This is a genomic window from Rhodococcoides kroppenstedtii, from assembly GCF_900111805.1.
GTDB classification, from domain to species: Bacteria; Actinomycetota; Actinomycetes; order Mycobacteriales; family Mycobacteriaceae; genus Rhodococcoides; species Rhodococcoides kroppenstedtii.
Genome location: NZ_FOJN01000002.1, coordinates 95,129 through 109,925 on the forward strand (window position 1 = coordinate 95,129; position 14,797 = coordinate 109,925).

Here is a 14,797-nt window from a genome sequence, read left to right on the forward strand (position 1 = left end):
GGACTCCGAAGAAAGAAGGCACGCGCGTGCGCGACCTGGTGGAGATCGGCATGGGCCGCACGGCCCGTCGTACCTACGAACTCGAGGACGTCGACATCGTCCCGTCGCGGCGGACGCGCTCGTCGAAGGACGTCTCGACGGCCTGGCAGCTCGACGCCTACCGGTTCGACATCCCGGTCGTCGCCCACCCGACGGACGCGTTGGTCTCGCCGTCGTTCGCCATCGAGCTCGGCAAGCGAGGCGGCCTCGGCGTCGTCAACGGCGAGGGATTGTGGGCGCGCCACGCGGACGTCGACGCAGCCATCGAGCGGCTCACCGACATCGCCTCCCGCGAGGTCGACGCGGACGCCGCGGTGGCGTTCCTGCAGGAACTGCACGCCGCGCCGCTGCAGCCGGATCTGCTGGCCGCCGCCGTCGCGACGGTGCGCGAGGCGGGAGTGACGGTCGCCGTGCGCGTCAGTCCGCAGAACGCGCTCGCGCTCACCCCGGGTCTCGTCGCCGCGGGGGTCGATCTGTTGGTGGTGCAGGGCACCATCATCTCGGCCGAGCACGTGTCCGCCGGCGGCGAGGAGCCGCTGAACCTCAAGACGTTCATCGCCGAGCTCGACGTGCCCGTCGTCGCGGGCGGCGTGAGCGATCACCGCACCGCGCTGCACCTCATGCGGACCGGCGCCGCGGGTGTCATCGTGGGCTACGGCTCGACCGAGGGTGCGACCACCACCGGCGAGGTCCTCGGTATCGGCGTGCCCATGGCCACGGCCATCGCCGACGCCGCCGCGGCGCGTCGGGACTACCTGGACGAGACCGGGGGCCGGTACGTGCACGTGCTCGCCGACGGCGACATCACGACGTCGGGGCACGTGGCGAAGGCCATTGCGTGCGGTGCCGACGCCGTCGTGCTCGGTGCCCCGCTCGCCGTGGCCGAGGAGGCTCCGGGCCGCGGCTGGTACTGGCCGTCCGCGGCGGCACACCCGTCGATGCCGCGCGGCGCGCTGCTCGAAGCCGCGTTCGGTGACGATCGGCCGAGCCTCGACCGGGTGCTGTTCGGCCCGTCGACGGATCCGTTCGGCTCGCTCGACCTGGTCGGCGGCCTGCGTCGGTCCATGGCCAAGTCGGGCTACTCGGATCTCAAGGAGTTCCAGAAGGTGGGACTGAACATCCGCGGCTGACCGCGTCGCGACGACCCCGCCGGTTTCTGTCACCGGCGTTCACACCTACGCTAGGATCAGTGGTGTTCCTCACCGATCCCGGCGAAAGGTGCCCGCATGCGTGGCCAGTCGACCCCCACACGTGATTACGACGTCCTGATCGTCGGATCCGGCTTCGGCGGCAGCGTGACCGCGCTGCGGCTCGTGGAGAAGGGCTACCGGGTCGGCGTGCTCGAGGCGGGTCGTCGGTTCGAGGATCACGAGTTCGCGGAGACCAGCTGGGACCTGAAGAAGTTCCTCTGGGCGCCGGCTCTCGGGTGCTTCGGCATTCAGCGCGTCCACCTGCTGCGGGACTGCCTGATCCTCGCGGGCGCCGGCGTCGGCGGTGGATCGCTCAACTACGCCAACACGCTCTACCAGCCGCCGCGGTCGTTCTTCCAGGACCAGCAGTGGGCACACATCACCGACTGGCACGACGAGCTCACCCCGTTCTACGAGCAGGCGCAGAAGATGCTCGGCGTGGTGCAGAACCCGCACATGACGCCGGCCGACGAGGTCATGAAGTCGGTGGCCGAGGACATGGGTGTGGGGGAGACGTTCATCCAGACCCCGGTCGGGGTGTTCTTCGGCGACGAGCCCGGTAAGACCGTTCCGGACCCCTATTTCGGAGGGGTGGGCCCGGATCGGCGCGGCTGCATCGAGTGCGGCGAGTGCATGACCGGCTGCCGCCACAACGCGAAGAACACGCTGCTCAAGAACTACCTCGGGTTGGCCGAGCGCGGTGGGGCCGAGGTGATGTCGATGACGACCGTCACCGACCTCGCCCCGCAGTCCGACGGGTCGTGGGTGGTCTCCACCCGGCGGACCGGCGCCCGCGTGCGCAAGGACCGCACGCAGTACACCGCGCGGCACGTGGTGCTGGCCGCCGGCACGTGGGGCACGCAGCAGCTGCTGCACGCGCACAAGGACTCCGACGCGCTGCCGAAGCTCTCGCCCACGGTGGGCCGGCTGACGCGGACCAACTCCGAGTCGATCGTCGGTGCGGGCAAGCTGACCCACGATCCCTCGGTGGACCTCACCCGCGGCGTGGCCATCACGTCGTCGTTCCACCCGACGTCGGACACGCACATCGAGCCGTGCCGCTACGGCAAGGGCTCCAACGCCATGGGCCTGCTGCAGACGCTGATGACCGACGGCGGCGGCCGGACGCCGCGCTGGGCGAAATTTCTCGGCGAGGTGGGCCGTAACCCGCGCCGGTTCGTGCGCATGATGAACACCCGGCACTGGAGCGAGCGCACCATCATCGCGCTGGTCATGCAGAACCTCGACAACTCGATCACCACCTACACCAAGCGGGGGCCGTTCGGCCGCCGCGTCACCAGCAAGCAGGGCCACGGCGAGCCGAACCCCACCTGGATCCCGGTCGGCAACGAGGCCACCCGCCGCATCGCCGAGAAGATCGACGGCGTCGCCGGGGGCACCTGGGGCGAGATCTTCAACATCCCGCTCACCGCCCACTTCCTGGGCGGGGCCGTGATCTCCGAGGACGCGAAGGACGGGGTCATCGACCCGTACCACCGGGTGCACGGCTACCCCACGCTGAGCATCGTCGACGGCTCGTCGGTGTCGGCGAATCTCGGCGTCAACCCGTCGCTGACCATCTCGGCGCAGGCCGAGCGGGCGGCCTCGCTGTGGCCGAACAAGGGCGAGGAGGACCTGCGTCCGGCGCAGGGCGAGGAGTACCGACGGCTGCAGCCGATCGCCCCGCACAGCCCGGTCGTGCCCGAGCACGCGCCCGCGGCGCTGCGGCTGCCCATCGTCGCGATCACGAGTGGGTCCCGCACCCCGGCGGTTCAGCAGGAGGACACCCGGGTCCCCAGCAGCACCGGCGCGGCGTGAGCGATGCGGCGCTCTTTAGACTGACCGCGTGAGCGAGACGGACGAGACACTCCAGGCCGAGACGGTCGCCGCAACCACCGGGAACGCGAACCCGGTGCTGGTGGTCGACTTCGGTGCCCAGTACGCGCAGTTGATCGCCCGTCGTGTCCGGGAGGCTCGGGTCTTCTCCGAGGTGGTGCCCCACACCGCCTCCGTCGAGGAGATCGCGGCGAAGAAGCCGGCGGCCATCGTCCTTTCCGGCGGCCCGTCCAGCGTGTACGCCGAGGGCGCGCCGCAACTGGACCCGGCGATCTTCGACCTCGACGTCCCCGTGTTCGGCATCTGCTACGGCTTCCAGGCCATGGCCGGTGCGCTCGGCGGCACCGTCAGCCACACCGGCACGCGCGAGTACGGCCGCACCGATCTCACCGTCTCCGGCGGCACCCTGCACGACGGGCTCCCCGGCACGCAGCCGGTGTGGATGAGCCACGGCGACGCGGTCACCGAGGCACCCGAGGGCTTCGAGGTCGTGGCCACCAGCGCCGGTGCGCCGGTCGCCGCATTCGAGAACCGCGCCCGCCGACTCGCGGGGGTCCAGTACCACCCGGAGGTCCTGCACTCCCCGCACGGCCAGCAGGTGCTCTCGCGCTTCCTGCACGACATCGCGGGCATCGCCCCCGCCTGGACCGCCGCGAACATCGCCGACGCCCTGGTCAAGCAGGTTCGTGAGCAGGTCGGGGACGGGCGGGCGATCTGCGGCCTGTCCGGCGGTGTGGACTCGGCCGTCGCCGCCGCGCTGGTGCAGCGCGCCATCGGGGACCGGTTGACCTGTGTCTTCGTCGACCACGGTCTGCTGCGGGCCGGTGAGCGCGAGCAGGTGCAGCAGGACTTGGTCGCCGCGACGGGCGCACGCCTGGTGACCGTCGACGCCGTCGAGACGTTCCTGCGCGAGTTGGACGGCGTGTCCGATCCCGAGACCAAGCGCAAGATCATCGGCCGCGAGTTCATCCGGTCGTTCGAAGGTGCCGTGTCGGCCGAGCTCGGCGACAGCGCAGCGCACGGGGAGAGCATCGACTTCCTCGTCCAGGGCACCCTGTATCCCGACGTCGTGGAGTCCGGCGGCGGGACGGGCACGGCCAACATCAAGAGCCACCACAACGTCGGCGGTCTCCCGGAGGACCTGCAGTTCTCCCTGGTCGAACCGCTGCGGCTGCTGTTCAAGGACGAAGTGCGGGCCGTCGGCCGCGAGCTGGGACTGCCGGAGGAGATCGTCGCGCGCCAGCCGTTCCCCGGCCCGGGTCTCGCGATCCGCATCATCGGCGCGGTCACCCCGGACCGGCTGGAGACCCTGCGTCACGCCGATGCGATCGCCCGCGAGGAGCTCACCACCGCCGGGCTCGACGCGCAGATCTGGCAGTGCCCCGTGGTGCTGCTGGCGGACGTGCGCAGCGTCGGCGTCCAGGGTGACGGCCGGACCTACGGCCACCCGATCGTGCTGCGGCCGGTCTCCAGCGAGGACGCGATGACGGCCGACTGGACCCGCCTGCCCTACGACGTGCTCGAGCGGATCTCCACCCGCATCACCAACGAGGTCCGCGAGGTCAACCGCGTGGTGCTCGACGTGACCAGCAAGCCGCCGGGCACCATCGAGTGGGAGTGAGTCCCGCCCGGTCGGGTCCGGTCACGTCTCACTGAAACCACGGGGTCGGATCGACCCCGGCCAGGACGACGGCGGCGAGGGCCGTCGTCGCCAGGCCGGAGACGAGCAGCACGATCGACGGGCCCCGGCGACGGTCGTCCGTCGCGTCGCCGAGAGAGTCGTCCCCGACGCGGGGCGTCTGCTCAGCCACGGGTGACCTCCACGTTGCCGAGTGCGGTGTCGGCGTCGATGGTGAGCACCGGGGCGTCGGCCCCGTCGGTTCCGTCGACGCGCCGGCCCGGGCTGCCGATGCAGTCCATGTTGCCGACACTCGAATCGCAGTTCACCACCACGTTCATCGACGGCGGCACGGTGACGCTCGCGTTGCCCACCGACGTGTCCACGCGGATCCGGCGGTCCTCTGTCAACGTCAGGCCGCGCAGATCGAGGTCGACGTTGCCGACGGACGTCGAGTAGGAGCCGGCCAGGGCCGCCATGCTCGTCGGCGCCGCCGTCACGTTGCCCATCCGCGGGGCGCCGGAGTCGATACCGACCAAGGCGGACACGACGACGAAGCCGGCGAGCGGGGCGGCGACGACGAGCAGTCCGTAGCCGCGTCGTCGGAACGCGCCGACGACGAGCCCCACCCCGATCACGGCGAGGGCCACGGCGCCGACGGTTGTCGCGGAGACCCACGAGGTTCCGAGCACGGCGCCGAGGGCGACCGTGACGGCCGACGCGACGACGGCGATGCCGATCGTGGTGGACGTCAGGTGCGACGACCGTGGTGCGGCGACGGCCGGAACGGCCGCGCGGCGGGGCTCGGGCAGATCCCACGCGAAGGGCGCGACGCCCAGCGGATCCCAGGCGGGCGGTGCGGCCGGAGTCGCTCCGGTGGGCCCGGCGGTGTCGGTGCGGTCCTTGCTCAGCGAGACCGGGGCATCACCGGCGGCGCGTGCGGGCTGCGGATCGGGGACGTAGCGCTCGGGGAGACGGGTGTACGGGGACCACTGCTGCGGCGTCGGCGACGGCCAGTGTTGCTGCGGCAGCGGCATTCCCGGTGCCGGCGGCGTCGCTGGCCACGGCGCGCCGGAGTCGACGAGCGGGCCGACGCCCGCCGGCGGTTCCGGCGTCCGACGATGGAGGAGGTACCAGCCGCCCAGCATGGCGATCGTCGAGACGAGGCCCGACCCGGCGCCGATCGGGCCGGTGCTGACCAGGGCGATCGCGAGCACCACCGCGAGGACGACGGCGGTGGTGTGCGACTCGGAGTTGCGGCCGCGACCGAGCAGCGACTCCGCGGCGGACGTGGTCTCGCCCGCTCGGGGGAACGTCAGCCACGCGGCGAGATACAGCACGAGGCCGGAACCGCCGAACAGGGTGGAGACGACGAACGCGACGCGCACCAGCACCGGATCGACCCGGTAGCGGTGCGCGACACCCGCGGCGACGCCGGCGCCGGGCCCGGCATCGCGTAGCCGGGACGGTCGGGTTCGCCAGATCTCGGACAGCTGCGCGGAAGCGGTGGGCGTGGTCATGGCATTCATCCTGGTGATCGCCGGCGGTCGGCACATCGGGGCGAACCCTGAATTCGGGACCGCGCGTCGGACGCCGCGACATGGGGGTGAACCCCGATACCGTTCCGCCGTCCGTCGTGTCAGGATCGAAGGCGTGTCCACGCTGCCCGCCGTCGAACCCGCTCCCGGGTCGACGCGTGTGCCCGCCGGGTCCGCGCGACAGGACACCGCGCAGCCGGTGCTGCGGCGTCGAGCCGGTGGACGGGTCATCGCCGGAGTGGCGGGCGGTCTCGCCGATCACTTGTCGGTGGACGTGGTCCGCGTTCGCGCGACGTTCGCGGTGCTCTGTGCGATGGCGGGCGCCGGCATCGTCGCTTACGCCCTGCTGTGGGTGTTCACCTCCGCGGGCGACGACACCACGAAACCGACTGGCCGGGAACGTCGTCGGGCGTGGGGACTCGCCGCGCTCGGCATCCTCGGCGCGCTCGTACTGGGGTCCGGCCCCATCGGACTGTCCTCGGCCGTCGTCGTCCCGGTGGTCGTCGTGGCGGTCGGCGCGACGGTGGTGTGGCGTGAATTCGACTCGGCCGGAACGAGATCGGCGTCGCCGCGGGGACAGCGCACGTCGGTTCTGGGCTGGGCGCGCATCGTCGCCGGCGCCACGCTCGTGGTGGTCGGGCTGTGCGTCGTCGTACTCTCCCGCGCGGACATGGCGGCACTGCAGTCCTCGTTCGTCGCCGTGGCCGTCACGGTCGTGGGCATCGTGCTCCTGACCGTGCCGTTGTGGATGCGGCTCTGGCGCGCCCTCGGTGACGAGCGGGCGGCGCGCATCCGCACCGAGGAACGTGAGGACATCGCGTCGCATCTGCACGATTCGGTTCTGCAGACGCTGGCCCTGATCCAGAAGCAATCGCACGATTCGGCCGAGGTGATGCGGCTTGCGCGCAGTCAGGAACGGGAGCTGCGCAAGTGGCTGTTCGGCGGTGGCCGGGAGGATCACGCGAGCCTGGTGCGCGCGCTCACCACCATCTCCGGTGAGGTCGAGGACCACTACGGCATCACCGTCGACCCGGTGACGGTGGGCGATCTTCCTCTCGACGACACGCCGGAGGCGGGCGGGTTGGGTCGGGAGGCCGCCACCGCCGTGCTGGGGGCGACCCGCGAGGCGTTGGTCAACGCCGCCAAGCACGCCGAAGTCGCCTCGGTGGACCTCTACGCGGAGGTGACCGAGGAGTCCGTCGAGGTCTACGTGCGCGATCGCGGGTGCGGGTTCGACCCGGCCGCGGTGGCGCCGGACCGGCAGGGACTCGCCAAGAGCGTGCGGGGGCGGATCGAGCGCCGCGGCGGGACCGTGCAAGTGCGCTCGACTCCCGGCCGCGGCACCGAGATCGGTATCGTCGTTCCCCGGGGTCTCGGCCGGAAGGACACCGTCGAGGACCACCACCGCGACGACCGTCGTGACCACGAGCGAGAGGATCGATCCGCGTGACCGACCCGGCCACCCGTACCTTCTCCGTCTTCCTGGTCGACGATCACGCGGTCTTCCGCTCCGGGGTCCGCGCCGAACTCGGCCGGGTCGACGACATCACCGTGGTGGGCGAGGCGGGCTCGGTCGCGGACGCGGTGCGCGGCATCGCCACGACGAGGCCGGACGTCGTGCTTCTCGACGTGCACATGCCCGACGGGGGCGGCGTCGCGGTCCTGCAGGCGATCGACGACGGCCCGGTGTGCCTCGCGCTGTCGGTGTCCGACGCCGCCGAGGACGTCATCGCCGTCATCCGCGCGGGCGCGCGCGGCTACGTGACCAAGTCGATCTCGGGGGCGGACCTGGCCGACGCCGTCCGCCGCGTCGCGGGCGGGGACGCGGTGTTCGGACCGCGACTGGCGGGGTTCGTTCTCGACTCCTTCACCGGCCGATCCTCGGCGCCGGAACCGGCGCTGGACCCGGAACTGGACTCGCTGACCCCGCGCGAACTCGAGGTGCTGCGCCTTCTCGCGCGCGGGTACACCTACCGGGAGATCGCGGAGACGCTGTTCATCTCGGTCAAGACCGTCGAGACCCACGCGTCCAACGTGCTGCGGAAGACGCAGCAGTCCAACCGCAACGCGTTGACCCGGTGGGCCCACCGCCGCCGGATCGAATGAGGCGACTGCGCCCGGTCGCGACCGTCCTCGCCGCACTCGGCCTGCTCGCCGGGGTGGTGGCCGTCGCGACGTCCGGGGTCGACATTCCCCGGATGATCGTGGTGGGACCGGCGTCGTTCGCGCCGATCCTGTTGTGCTGCACCGTCGTGGGGATGCTCCTCGCTCTCACGGCGCGGCGCTGGTGGGTCGCGGGGGCTTCCGCGCTGGTACTGGCGATCGCCGCGACGGTCGTGGTGCCCCTGTACGTCGCGGACGGGGATGCCCCGTCCGGCACGCCGATCACCCTCATGCAGGCCAACGTGATGCTGGGGGAGGCGGATTCGGCGGCGCTGGTGGCGTCCGTGCGGGACCGCGGCGTCGACGTGCTGACCGCGCAGGAACTCACCCCGGAGTTCGTCGACGCCCTCGACGACGCGGGGCTCGGCGACGTCCTGCCCTACCGGTTCGTCATGCCCTATCCCGGCGGGGCGGGGGCCGGGATCTACAGCCGCGTTCCGGTGACCGACGGCCGGGAACTGGACGGCTATCTGCTCTCGAGCGTCACCGCGCGCGTGGACCTCGGCACCGGTCCGGTGCGGGTCTACGCCGTGCATCCCGTGCCGCCGTATCCGACGCCGACGGCCGTCTGGGCGCAGGAGATGTCGATGCTGCGCGACGAACTCCGCACGGCCGCAGGCTCTCCCGAGCCGGTGATCGTGGGCGGTGACTTCAACGCCACGCACGCCCACGCGCGGTTCCGGGCGCTGCTGACCGACGGCTACGTCGACGTCGGGGACGCCGTCGGGGCGGGCATCGTGCCGACCTATCCCACCGACAAGAGCTACCCACCCCTGGTGGGGATCGACCACGTCCTGGTGCGGGGTGTCGGCGCGACGTCCCGGGCCGTCGTCGACATCGCCGGCTCCGACCACCGGGGGCTGGTCGTGGACCTGGCGCTCGGCTAGGTCGGTCGGTCAGAGCACCAACACGAGCACCAGGATCAGCACCAGGACACCCGCGCCGACACCGAGCCACAGCACCAGGTTCTCCGACGGCCCCGACCGGCGGGTCGGCGGCTCGAAGGGGGGCGGCGCGTAGGTGGGCCGGGGTGCCTCCCGATCGGGGGTGGTTCCGTCGGCGCTCGGCCGCGGAACCCGGTCCAGAGGAACGGCGGTGGGGGCGGCCGGCAGACCGGTCATGGTGCGGCCGTGGATGCGTTCGGCGCGGCGGGTGGACGTCGGGACCCGGGCTCCGCGGGAGGCCCAGAACGGGACCTGACCGTCCTGCGCACGCAGCGGCGTGTTCAGCACCGCGGAGGGGCTGCCGTTCTTGCCGACGGCCAGGCGGACGAAGCGGTCGCGGACCTCGGCCATCGACGGACGACGCGACGGGTCCGGTTCGAGCATGTGCAGCAGGGTCGCCGTCATGGGGCCGCTGCGCCGCGGCGGCGTGATCCGACCGCCGGCGACCCGGTGCAGCAGGGCGATGGAATCGGCGTCGATGCCGAACGGCGGTTGTCCCTCGGTGGCGGTGTAGAGGGTGGCGCCGAGGGAGAAGACGTCGCTCGCCTCGGTGGGATCCGCGCCGCGCGCGACCTCGGGGGCGAAATACGCCGGGGTGCCGGTGATGACGGCGCTGTTCTCCTCGTGCGTGTCGGTCTTGGCCCGGGAGATGCCGAAGTCGCTGATCTTGACCATGCCGAGGGCGCTGCCGCGGTCGGCCACCAGAATGTTGCCGGGCTTGATGTCGCGGTGCAGGATGCCGGCGGCGTGCGCGGCGGTGAGGGCGTCGGCGATCTGAGCGCCGATCTGGATCACCTCGGTCGGCGGCAGCGTCTCGGTGATGTTGAGAGCCATGGCGAGACTGCGCGCGGGCAGGTACTCCATGATCAGCCACGGCTCGCCGCCGTCGATCGCGACGTCGTGCATGGCGATCGCATGAGGATTGTTCAGCTGCGCGGCCATCCGGCCCTCGCGGAGCGCGCGGTCGCGAACCTCGCGCGCCGCCTCCGGCTCGAGATCGACGGTGGAGGTGGCCTGTTTCACCGCCACCTTGCGTCGGAGAAGGGTGTCGCTCGCCAGCCAGACTGCGCCCATGCCGCCGCCGCCGATCTTGCTGTCCAGGCGGTAGCGACCGGCCAGGAGATAGTCGGGTCCGACGGCCGGGCGGGTGCGGCGCGCAGGGGTCGCGGCGTCACCGGAAGGCTGGGGATCCGTCACGGCGTCGAGGTTATCCGACGGTGGCTCTCCGTGACTCTCGGTCCTGATCGAGGCGTCCGACCAGGGGTTTTCGGGCACCGAATCGCTCGCCGCCCGCGCCCGGCTGCGGCTGCGGCGCGCGCACGGATTCCAGGACGCCGGGTTCGCCGCCGGCCTCGGACTCGGGGTGCTGCTGCCCGACCACATCACCACCTCCGCCCTCACCCTCCGCAGCTGACCCCCTCACCCTCGGAAGGAGGCGACCACCGATGACACTCACCGACACCCGCAGAGCCTCGACCGATCCCGATGAGCCGCCGCGGCGGCGCGGGTTCGTCCCGGACCTCGACTACGCCGACCTCGCCGCCCGCATCGAGGCCGGCGACGCGCCTGAACCGGCAAAGCTCAGCCGTATCGGGATCGGCCTGGCCCGCTGGCGCGACACCCACAGCGACGATGCCGGTTCTGGCTCCAACACCGCTGCGCCGCAGGGGAATCACCGCGCGGACCCGTCGTGGCGGTCGGCGCTAGTGACCACGGCGGACGGGGCGCGGGGCGCCGGCGGCGGTCGAATGACGTCGGTGCCCGCCCCGATCGAGTACGAGGCGTCGTCGGTGCAGCTGTGCGGGCTCAACCCGTGGGCCATCGGTGCGGCCGCCCCGAACTCGGGCACCATCGTCGGTCAGCACGCCGTCACCGGAGAAGCGGTGGCGTGCGATCCGTTCGCCTACTTCCGTGACAACCACATCGCCAACCCGTCGATGTTCGTCCTCTCCCTCCCCGGGCTGGGTAAGTCCTCGCTGATCCGGAAGGTCCTGCTCGGGGCCACCGCGTGGGGTCAGACGCCGATCGTCGCCGGGGACATCAAAGCCGAGTACGTCGCCCTGACCACCATGCTCGGCATGGTCGTCTGCGGGGGTCTGCCCATCGGTGAGGTCGAACGCCTCTCCGGCGAGCTCAAGTTCACTACTGCCGAGCAGGACATGGTGACCTCCTGGTCCCGCGGGGCGGCCTTGCGGTCGGCGGAGCGGCGCACCGCAACGGGATGGACATCGCCGGCCCGATCGGCACCCCCATCTACGCCTACGCCCACGGAGTCGTCTCCCAGGCCGGTCCCGCGTCGGGGTTCGGCAACTGGAATCGTCCTCGACCACAACATCGACGGCCAACTCGTCTCCACCGTCTACGGCCACATGTTCGCCGACGGCGTCTTGTTGAAGGTCGGGGACCGGGTGATCACCGACACAGAACCACTTCGACCACGTCCACGTCACCGTCGTCGGCCACGGACCGCCCGCACCCGGCCGAACCTACGGACCCGCCCCCGACGGGGCTGGATCGGCACCGAAGGCGAACGGCACCTGCACCACCGCGCCCGGTGCCGGGTTGGGCGACCACGCCGACCTCGCCGCGGGGCAGATCCCGCCGGAATTCGAGAAATGGTTGCCGCTCTCGGCGGCGCAGTGCCGCGAGCTGTGCCCGGCGATCCTCGCCGCGCAACTGAAGCAGGAGTCGGGGTTCACCGTGGGGCTGACCAGCCCGTCCGGGGCGCAGGGGTACGCGCAGTTCCTTCCCGGCACCTGGGCCTCCTACGGATACCCGGTCGACGAGGCCGGGCAGGTCACCGGCCCTGCCGGGGCCGGGGATCCCAACGACGTCGGTGACGCCGTCATGGCGCAAGGCCGCTACAACTGCGCCGTCGCCGACACGCTGAGGCCGGGTATCGAATCCGGTGCCATCAGCGGTGATCCGGTGGCGTTGATGCTCGCCGGCTACAACGCCGGCCCCGGCGCCGTCCAGCAGTTCGGCGGAACCCCGCCTTATGCAGAAACACAGAATTACGTCACCACTATCACCGGCACCGCCGCCGCCTACGACCTCGCGCGCTGACGACAGAAGAACGGACTCATCACCGATGCCTGTCTCCCGCACCACCTTCCGCGCACCCGGCGTCGTCGCCGCGGTCCTCGCGGCCGTCGCCGTCGTCGCTCTCATCGCGGTCGGTACCGCCCTGGTCGTTCTGACCGGCACCACCAGCGGTGAGGGCGAGCGGGGCGGCACCGACGCCGGCTTCGCCCTCGACCCCATCTCCGACGATCCGACCTCGGTGGCCACCGTGGTCATGGCCGGCATCTATACCTGGCAACCGTCGGTGCAGGACTCCACCTGGGACGCCCTCAACACCCAGAGCGCGTTTCTGACCGGGCCGATCGCCATCGCTGCCGCGACACCGCCCGATCCGGCTCCGAGGCCGATCAGCGAGTGGGCGGGGTGGTCGCGCAGCGACGACACCGTCACCGCCGCCGTCGAGGCGTCCGGTGAAACGGTCGTCGACGGGGACTCGGCGACGGTGCCGGTGACCATCAGCCAGACGGTGTTGCACCGCTCGCGGGAGAGCACTCCGTTCACCACCTACACCGCCGACGTCACCCTGCACCGGGTCGACGACTCGTGGACAGTGGCGAACTACCGCATCCTGAGCAGCACCCTGTGACCGACCACGACAACAGCAACGACGGAGGCCGATCGATGCGCACCCGACACACCGGACCTGGTCGCTGCGACACCGCACCGGTAGCTGCGGCCACCGCGGCGTTGCTGGCCGTGCCGTGGGGGGACGACCTCACACCTGCGGACGTGCAGACGGTGGCGTTCGCGCTGCGGTTGGTGCACCGCACCGTCGACGCCGACCCGGTGCTGGCCGGCGCACTCGACACCGCTCGGGATCAGGTGTGTCGGGCCGCGGAGAGCTGGTACGTCGCGCTCGGCCGCGACGCTGACGCCGCGTCGTGGGAGGCGCGGGCCGCGTTCGACGACCTCTGCGACGTGCTGCAGCTGGCCGATTGCTCCTGTGGAGACCCGGCTGCCGGGTATCGGGTGCTCGCCGCCGCGGTCGCCGACACCGTGGAGTCCATCGTGCGGTACCTGCGGGCTCGGTCCGGGCCGCCGGTGCCGTGGGAGGCCGGGCCCGACCAGACCACCGTGCTGCACCTTCGGCGCGTGGCGACGGAGATGACCACCGTCACCGGAGCGCTGAGTACTCGCTGACTCGCTCCACGTCCGGCAGGAGTTGATTTACCGGACGCGGAGCGGATGGAGCCGAAGCGACCACGTCATTGAAGCGTGACGCGATGCGGGGCTCGGCGATGTGAGAACGACGCGGGGTTTGCGGCGTATCAGTTTGCGGCGTCGTAGGCCTCGACGATGTCGGCGGGAATGCGGCCGCGGGAGTTGACGGTGTAGCCGTTGGCATTGGCCCACTCGCGAATGGCGCGGGTCTGCTCGGGATCTCGCTTCGTCGACGGTGCCGACTCGGCCGCCGCGGACGGCTTCGGGGTGGCGGCCTTGCGCTTACGTCCACCCACGCGCTCGGCGTGCTGGATGTAGTAGTCGAGTTTGCGGTGAAATTCGGTGGCGTTCTTGTCCTTGAGGTCGATGCTGTAGTCGATCCCGTTGACCGAGAAACTGATCGACTCCCCGGTTCCTTCGGCGATGGCGGTTCCGTCGATGTCGTCGGTCAATTCGATGACGTATTGCTTGGCCACGGGGTGATCGTCCTGTTCGTCGTTACGAATACTGATCGATCGAGTTGTATCACGACTTCTCGCGCATCTACGAAATTCGGCGCGGAGCACAATGTTGCCGCGCTCTCGACAGAACTCAGGTCGAAGGGTTGAACCATTCGGAGCGGCCGGTACGGGATTTCTTTGTGGGGTGAGCGCTGTGTCGGTGGGGGAGTGCAGAGTGCAGTCATGCGCATCAGAACTCTGGCAGGGCCGCCGCTTCCCCACGAACTCGTCGCTGACACCTGCCGGACCATTGTTCTTGCGCATACCGCGAACGCAGCTGCGGTAGTCGAGCGGGACGAGTCGACGGCGGCGATGAAAGAGACGCGGTGACCGGCCGTCGAGGCGTCCCGCCGTCGGTCTCCGCCGCGGCGGTGACGGAGGCTGCGACGGTGCTCCAAGATCGGGTCGACGTTCTCCTCGACCGGCTCACCGATCGCGTCGTGAGCGCACCGCAACCCGGCAGCAACCGATGGCTGGCGGAATTCCGCCGCCCGTCGCTCTCGCCCCGAGAACGCCAGGCGGTGAGATCGGCGATTCTGGTGGCCGCCGGTTACGCCCCGCCAGCGATTCGCACCACGCCCTCGCGGCGGGGTCCGGGCGATCCCGCGCAGCTAGCGATGTTCTGACGAACCACCTTGCGGTCCACGCGCGGAAACCGCCGAGGTGCTCGGTTCGCCCGGCTGGTGCCGAGAAAGCACTGGCGATGAGGTCGGTCACACCCCGA

Annotated in this window: 14 protein-coding genes; 10 read left to right on the forward strand and 4 right to left on the reverse strand. The window is 71.1% G+C overall.

Going from position 1 to position 14,797, the window contains the following annotated elements:
• Positions 1-26: 26 nt before the first annotated feature.
• The 3 genes from BMZ18_RS02635 to guaA all read left to right on the forward strand — a co-directional run bounded on the left by BMZ18_RS02635 (position 27) and on the right by guaA (position 4,686).
• Entirely contained in the window at positions 27-1,169 is a 1,143-nt protein-coding gene (locus tag BMZ18_RS02635; protein WP_068365680.1) for a GuaB3 family IMP dehydrogenase-related protein, read from the forward strand.
• A 96-nt stretch (positions 1,170-1,265) separates the two neighbouring features.
• Positions 1,266-3,047 carry an FAD-dependent oxidoreductase gene (locus tag BMZ18_RS02640; RefSeq protein ID WP_068365681.1) on the forward strand — a complete coding sequence of 594 codons (1,782 nt, stop codon included), beginning with the start codon at positions 1,266-1,268 and terminating at the stop codon, positions 3,045-3,047.
• A gap of 94 nt (positions 3,048-3,141) precedes the next feature.
• Positions 3,142-4,686: a glutamine-hydrolyzing GMP synthase gene (gene guaA, locus BMZ18_RS02645; protein ID WP_068365687.1), complete on the forward strand. Its 1,545-nt coding sequence runs from the start codon at positions 3,142-3,144 to the stop codon at positions 4,684-4,686.
• A 28-nt stretch (positions 4,687-4,714) separates the two neighbouring features.
• On the opposite strand, the gene BMZ18_RS19585 is transcribed toward guaA, so the two are convergent.
• Positions 4,715-4,876, reverse strand: coding sequence for a hypothetical protein (locus tag BMZ18_RS19585; RefSeq protein WP_156511650.1), 162 nt, complete (start codon positions 4,874-4,876; stop codon positions 4,715-4,717).
• Positions 4,869-6,203 carry a PspC domain-containing protein gene (locus BMZ18_RS02650; RefSeq protein WP_068365682.1) on the reverse strand — a complete coding sequence of 445 codons (1,335 nt, stop codon included), beginning with the start codon at positions 6,201-6,203 and terminating at the stop codon, positions 4,869-4,871. The genes BMZ18_RS19585 and BMZ18_RS02650 overlap by 8 nt, the downstream gene beginning before the upstream one ends.
• Before the next feature lie 133 nt (positions 6,204-6,336).
• On the opposite strand from BMZ18_RS02650, the gene BMZ18_RS02655 reads away from it, so the two are divergent.
• The 3 genes from BMZ18_RS02655 to BMZ18_RS02665 are packed head-to-tail and all read left to right on the forward strand — an operon-like array spanning position 6,337 to position 9,271.
• Positions 6,337-7,671, forward strand: a complete 1,335-nt coding sequence (locus BMZ18_RS02655) for an ATP-binding protein (protein ID WP_074921749.1) — start codon at positions 6,337-6,339, stop codon at positions 7,669-7,671.
• Entirely contained in the window at positions 7,668-8,327 is a 660-nt protein-coding gene (locus BMZ18_RS02660) for a response regulator (protein ID WP_068365684.1), read from the forward strand. The genes BMZ18_RS02655 and BMZ18_RS02660 overlap by 4 nt, the downstream gene beginning before the upstream one ends.
• Complete coding sequence (locus tag BMZ18_RS02665) at positions 8,324-9,271, forward strand: endonuclease/exonuclease/phosphatase family protein (RefSeq protein WP_068365685.1); 948 nt, start codon at positions 8,324-8,326, stop codon at positions 9,269-9,271. The genes BMZ18_RS02660 and BMZ18_RS02665 overlap by 4 nt, the downstream gene beginning before the upstream one ends.
• Before the next feature lie 9 nt (positions 9,272-9,280).
• Here BMZ18_RS02665 and BMZ18_RS02670 read toward each other — a convergent pair whose 3' ends face one another.
• The gene (locus BMZ18_RS02670; RefSeq protein ID WP_074921751.1) at positions 9,281-10,525 is read right to left on the reverse strand and encodes a serine/threonine-protein kinase; all 1,245 of its coding nucleotides are present in this window, start codon (positions 10,523-10,525) and stop codon (positions 9,281-9,283) included.
• A 1,365-nt stretch (positions 10,526-11,890) separates the two neighbouring features.
• On the opposite strand from BMZ18_RS02670, the gene BMZ18_RS19995 reads away from it, so the two are divergent.
• Genes BMZ18_RS19995 through BMZ18_RS02700 form a run of 3 tightly spaced genes read left to right on the forward strand, consistent with a single transcriptional unit; the run spans position 11,891 to position 13,552 of the window.
• A complete protein-coding gene (locus BMZ18_RS19995; RefSeq protein ID WP_068363616.1) occupies positions 11,891-12,394 on the forward strand; it encodes a lytic transglycosylase domain-containing protein in 504 nt (167 codons plus the stop codon).
• 25 nt (positions 12,395-12,419) lie between these two features.
• The gene (locus BMZ18_RS02695; protein ID WP_068363619.1) at positions 12,420-12,998 is read left to right on the forward strand and encodes a hypothetical protein; all 579 of its coding nucleotides are present in this window, start codon (positions 12,420-12,422) and stop codon (positions 12,996-12,998) included.
• Complete coding sequence (locus BMZ18_RS02700; RefSeq protein WP_068363622.1) at positions 12,995-13,552, forward strand: hypothetical protein; 558 nt, start codon at positions 12,995-12,997, stop codon at positions 13,550-13,552. Before BMZ18_RS02695 ends, BMZ18_RS02700 begins: the two co-directional genes overlap by 4 nt.
• Positions 13,553-13,680: 128 nt before the next feature.
• Here BMZ18_RS02700 and BMZ18_RS02705 read toward each other — a convergent pair whose 3' ends face one another.
• On the reverse strand, positions 13,681-14,049 hold the full coding sequence (locus tag BMZ18_RS02705; protein WP_068363625.1) for a histone-like nucleoid-structuring protein Lsr2: 369 nt from the start codon (positions 14,047-14,049) through the stop codon (positions 13,681-13,683).
• 350 nt (positions 14,050-14,399) lie between these two features.
• On the opposite strand from BMZ18_RS02705, the gene BMZ18_RS02710 reads away from it, so the two are divergent.
• The gene (locus tag BMZ18_RS02710) at positions 14,400-14,699 is read left to right on the forward strand and encodes a hypothetical protein (protein ID WP_068363628.1); all 300 of its coding nucleotides are present in this window, start codon (positions 14,400-14,402) and stop codon (positions 14,697-14,699) included.
• The last annotated feature ends 98 nt before the right edge of the window (positions 14,700-14,797 follow it).

Coding starts and splice junctions, on each gene's coding strand:
- BMZ18_RS02640 (WP_068365681.1), top strand. CDS start 1,266: ATGCGTGGCCAGTCGACCCCCACACGTGATTACGACGTCCTGATCGTC.
- BMZ18_RS02650 (WP_068365682.1), bottom strand. CDS start 6,203: ATGACCACGCCCACCGCTTCCGCGCAGCTGTCCGAGATCTGGCGAACC.
- BMZ18_RS02665 (WP_068365685.1), top strand. CDS start 8,324: ATGAGGCGACTGCGCCCGGTCGCGACCGTCCTCGCCGCACTCGGCCTG.
- BMZ18_RS02695 (WP_068363619.1), top strand. CDS start 12,420: ATGCCTGTCTCCCGCACCACCTTCCGCGCACCCGGCGTCGTCGCCGCG.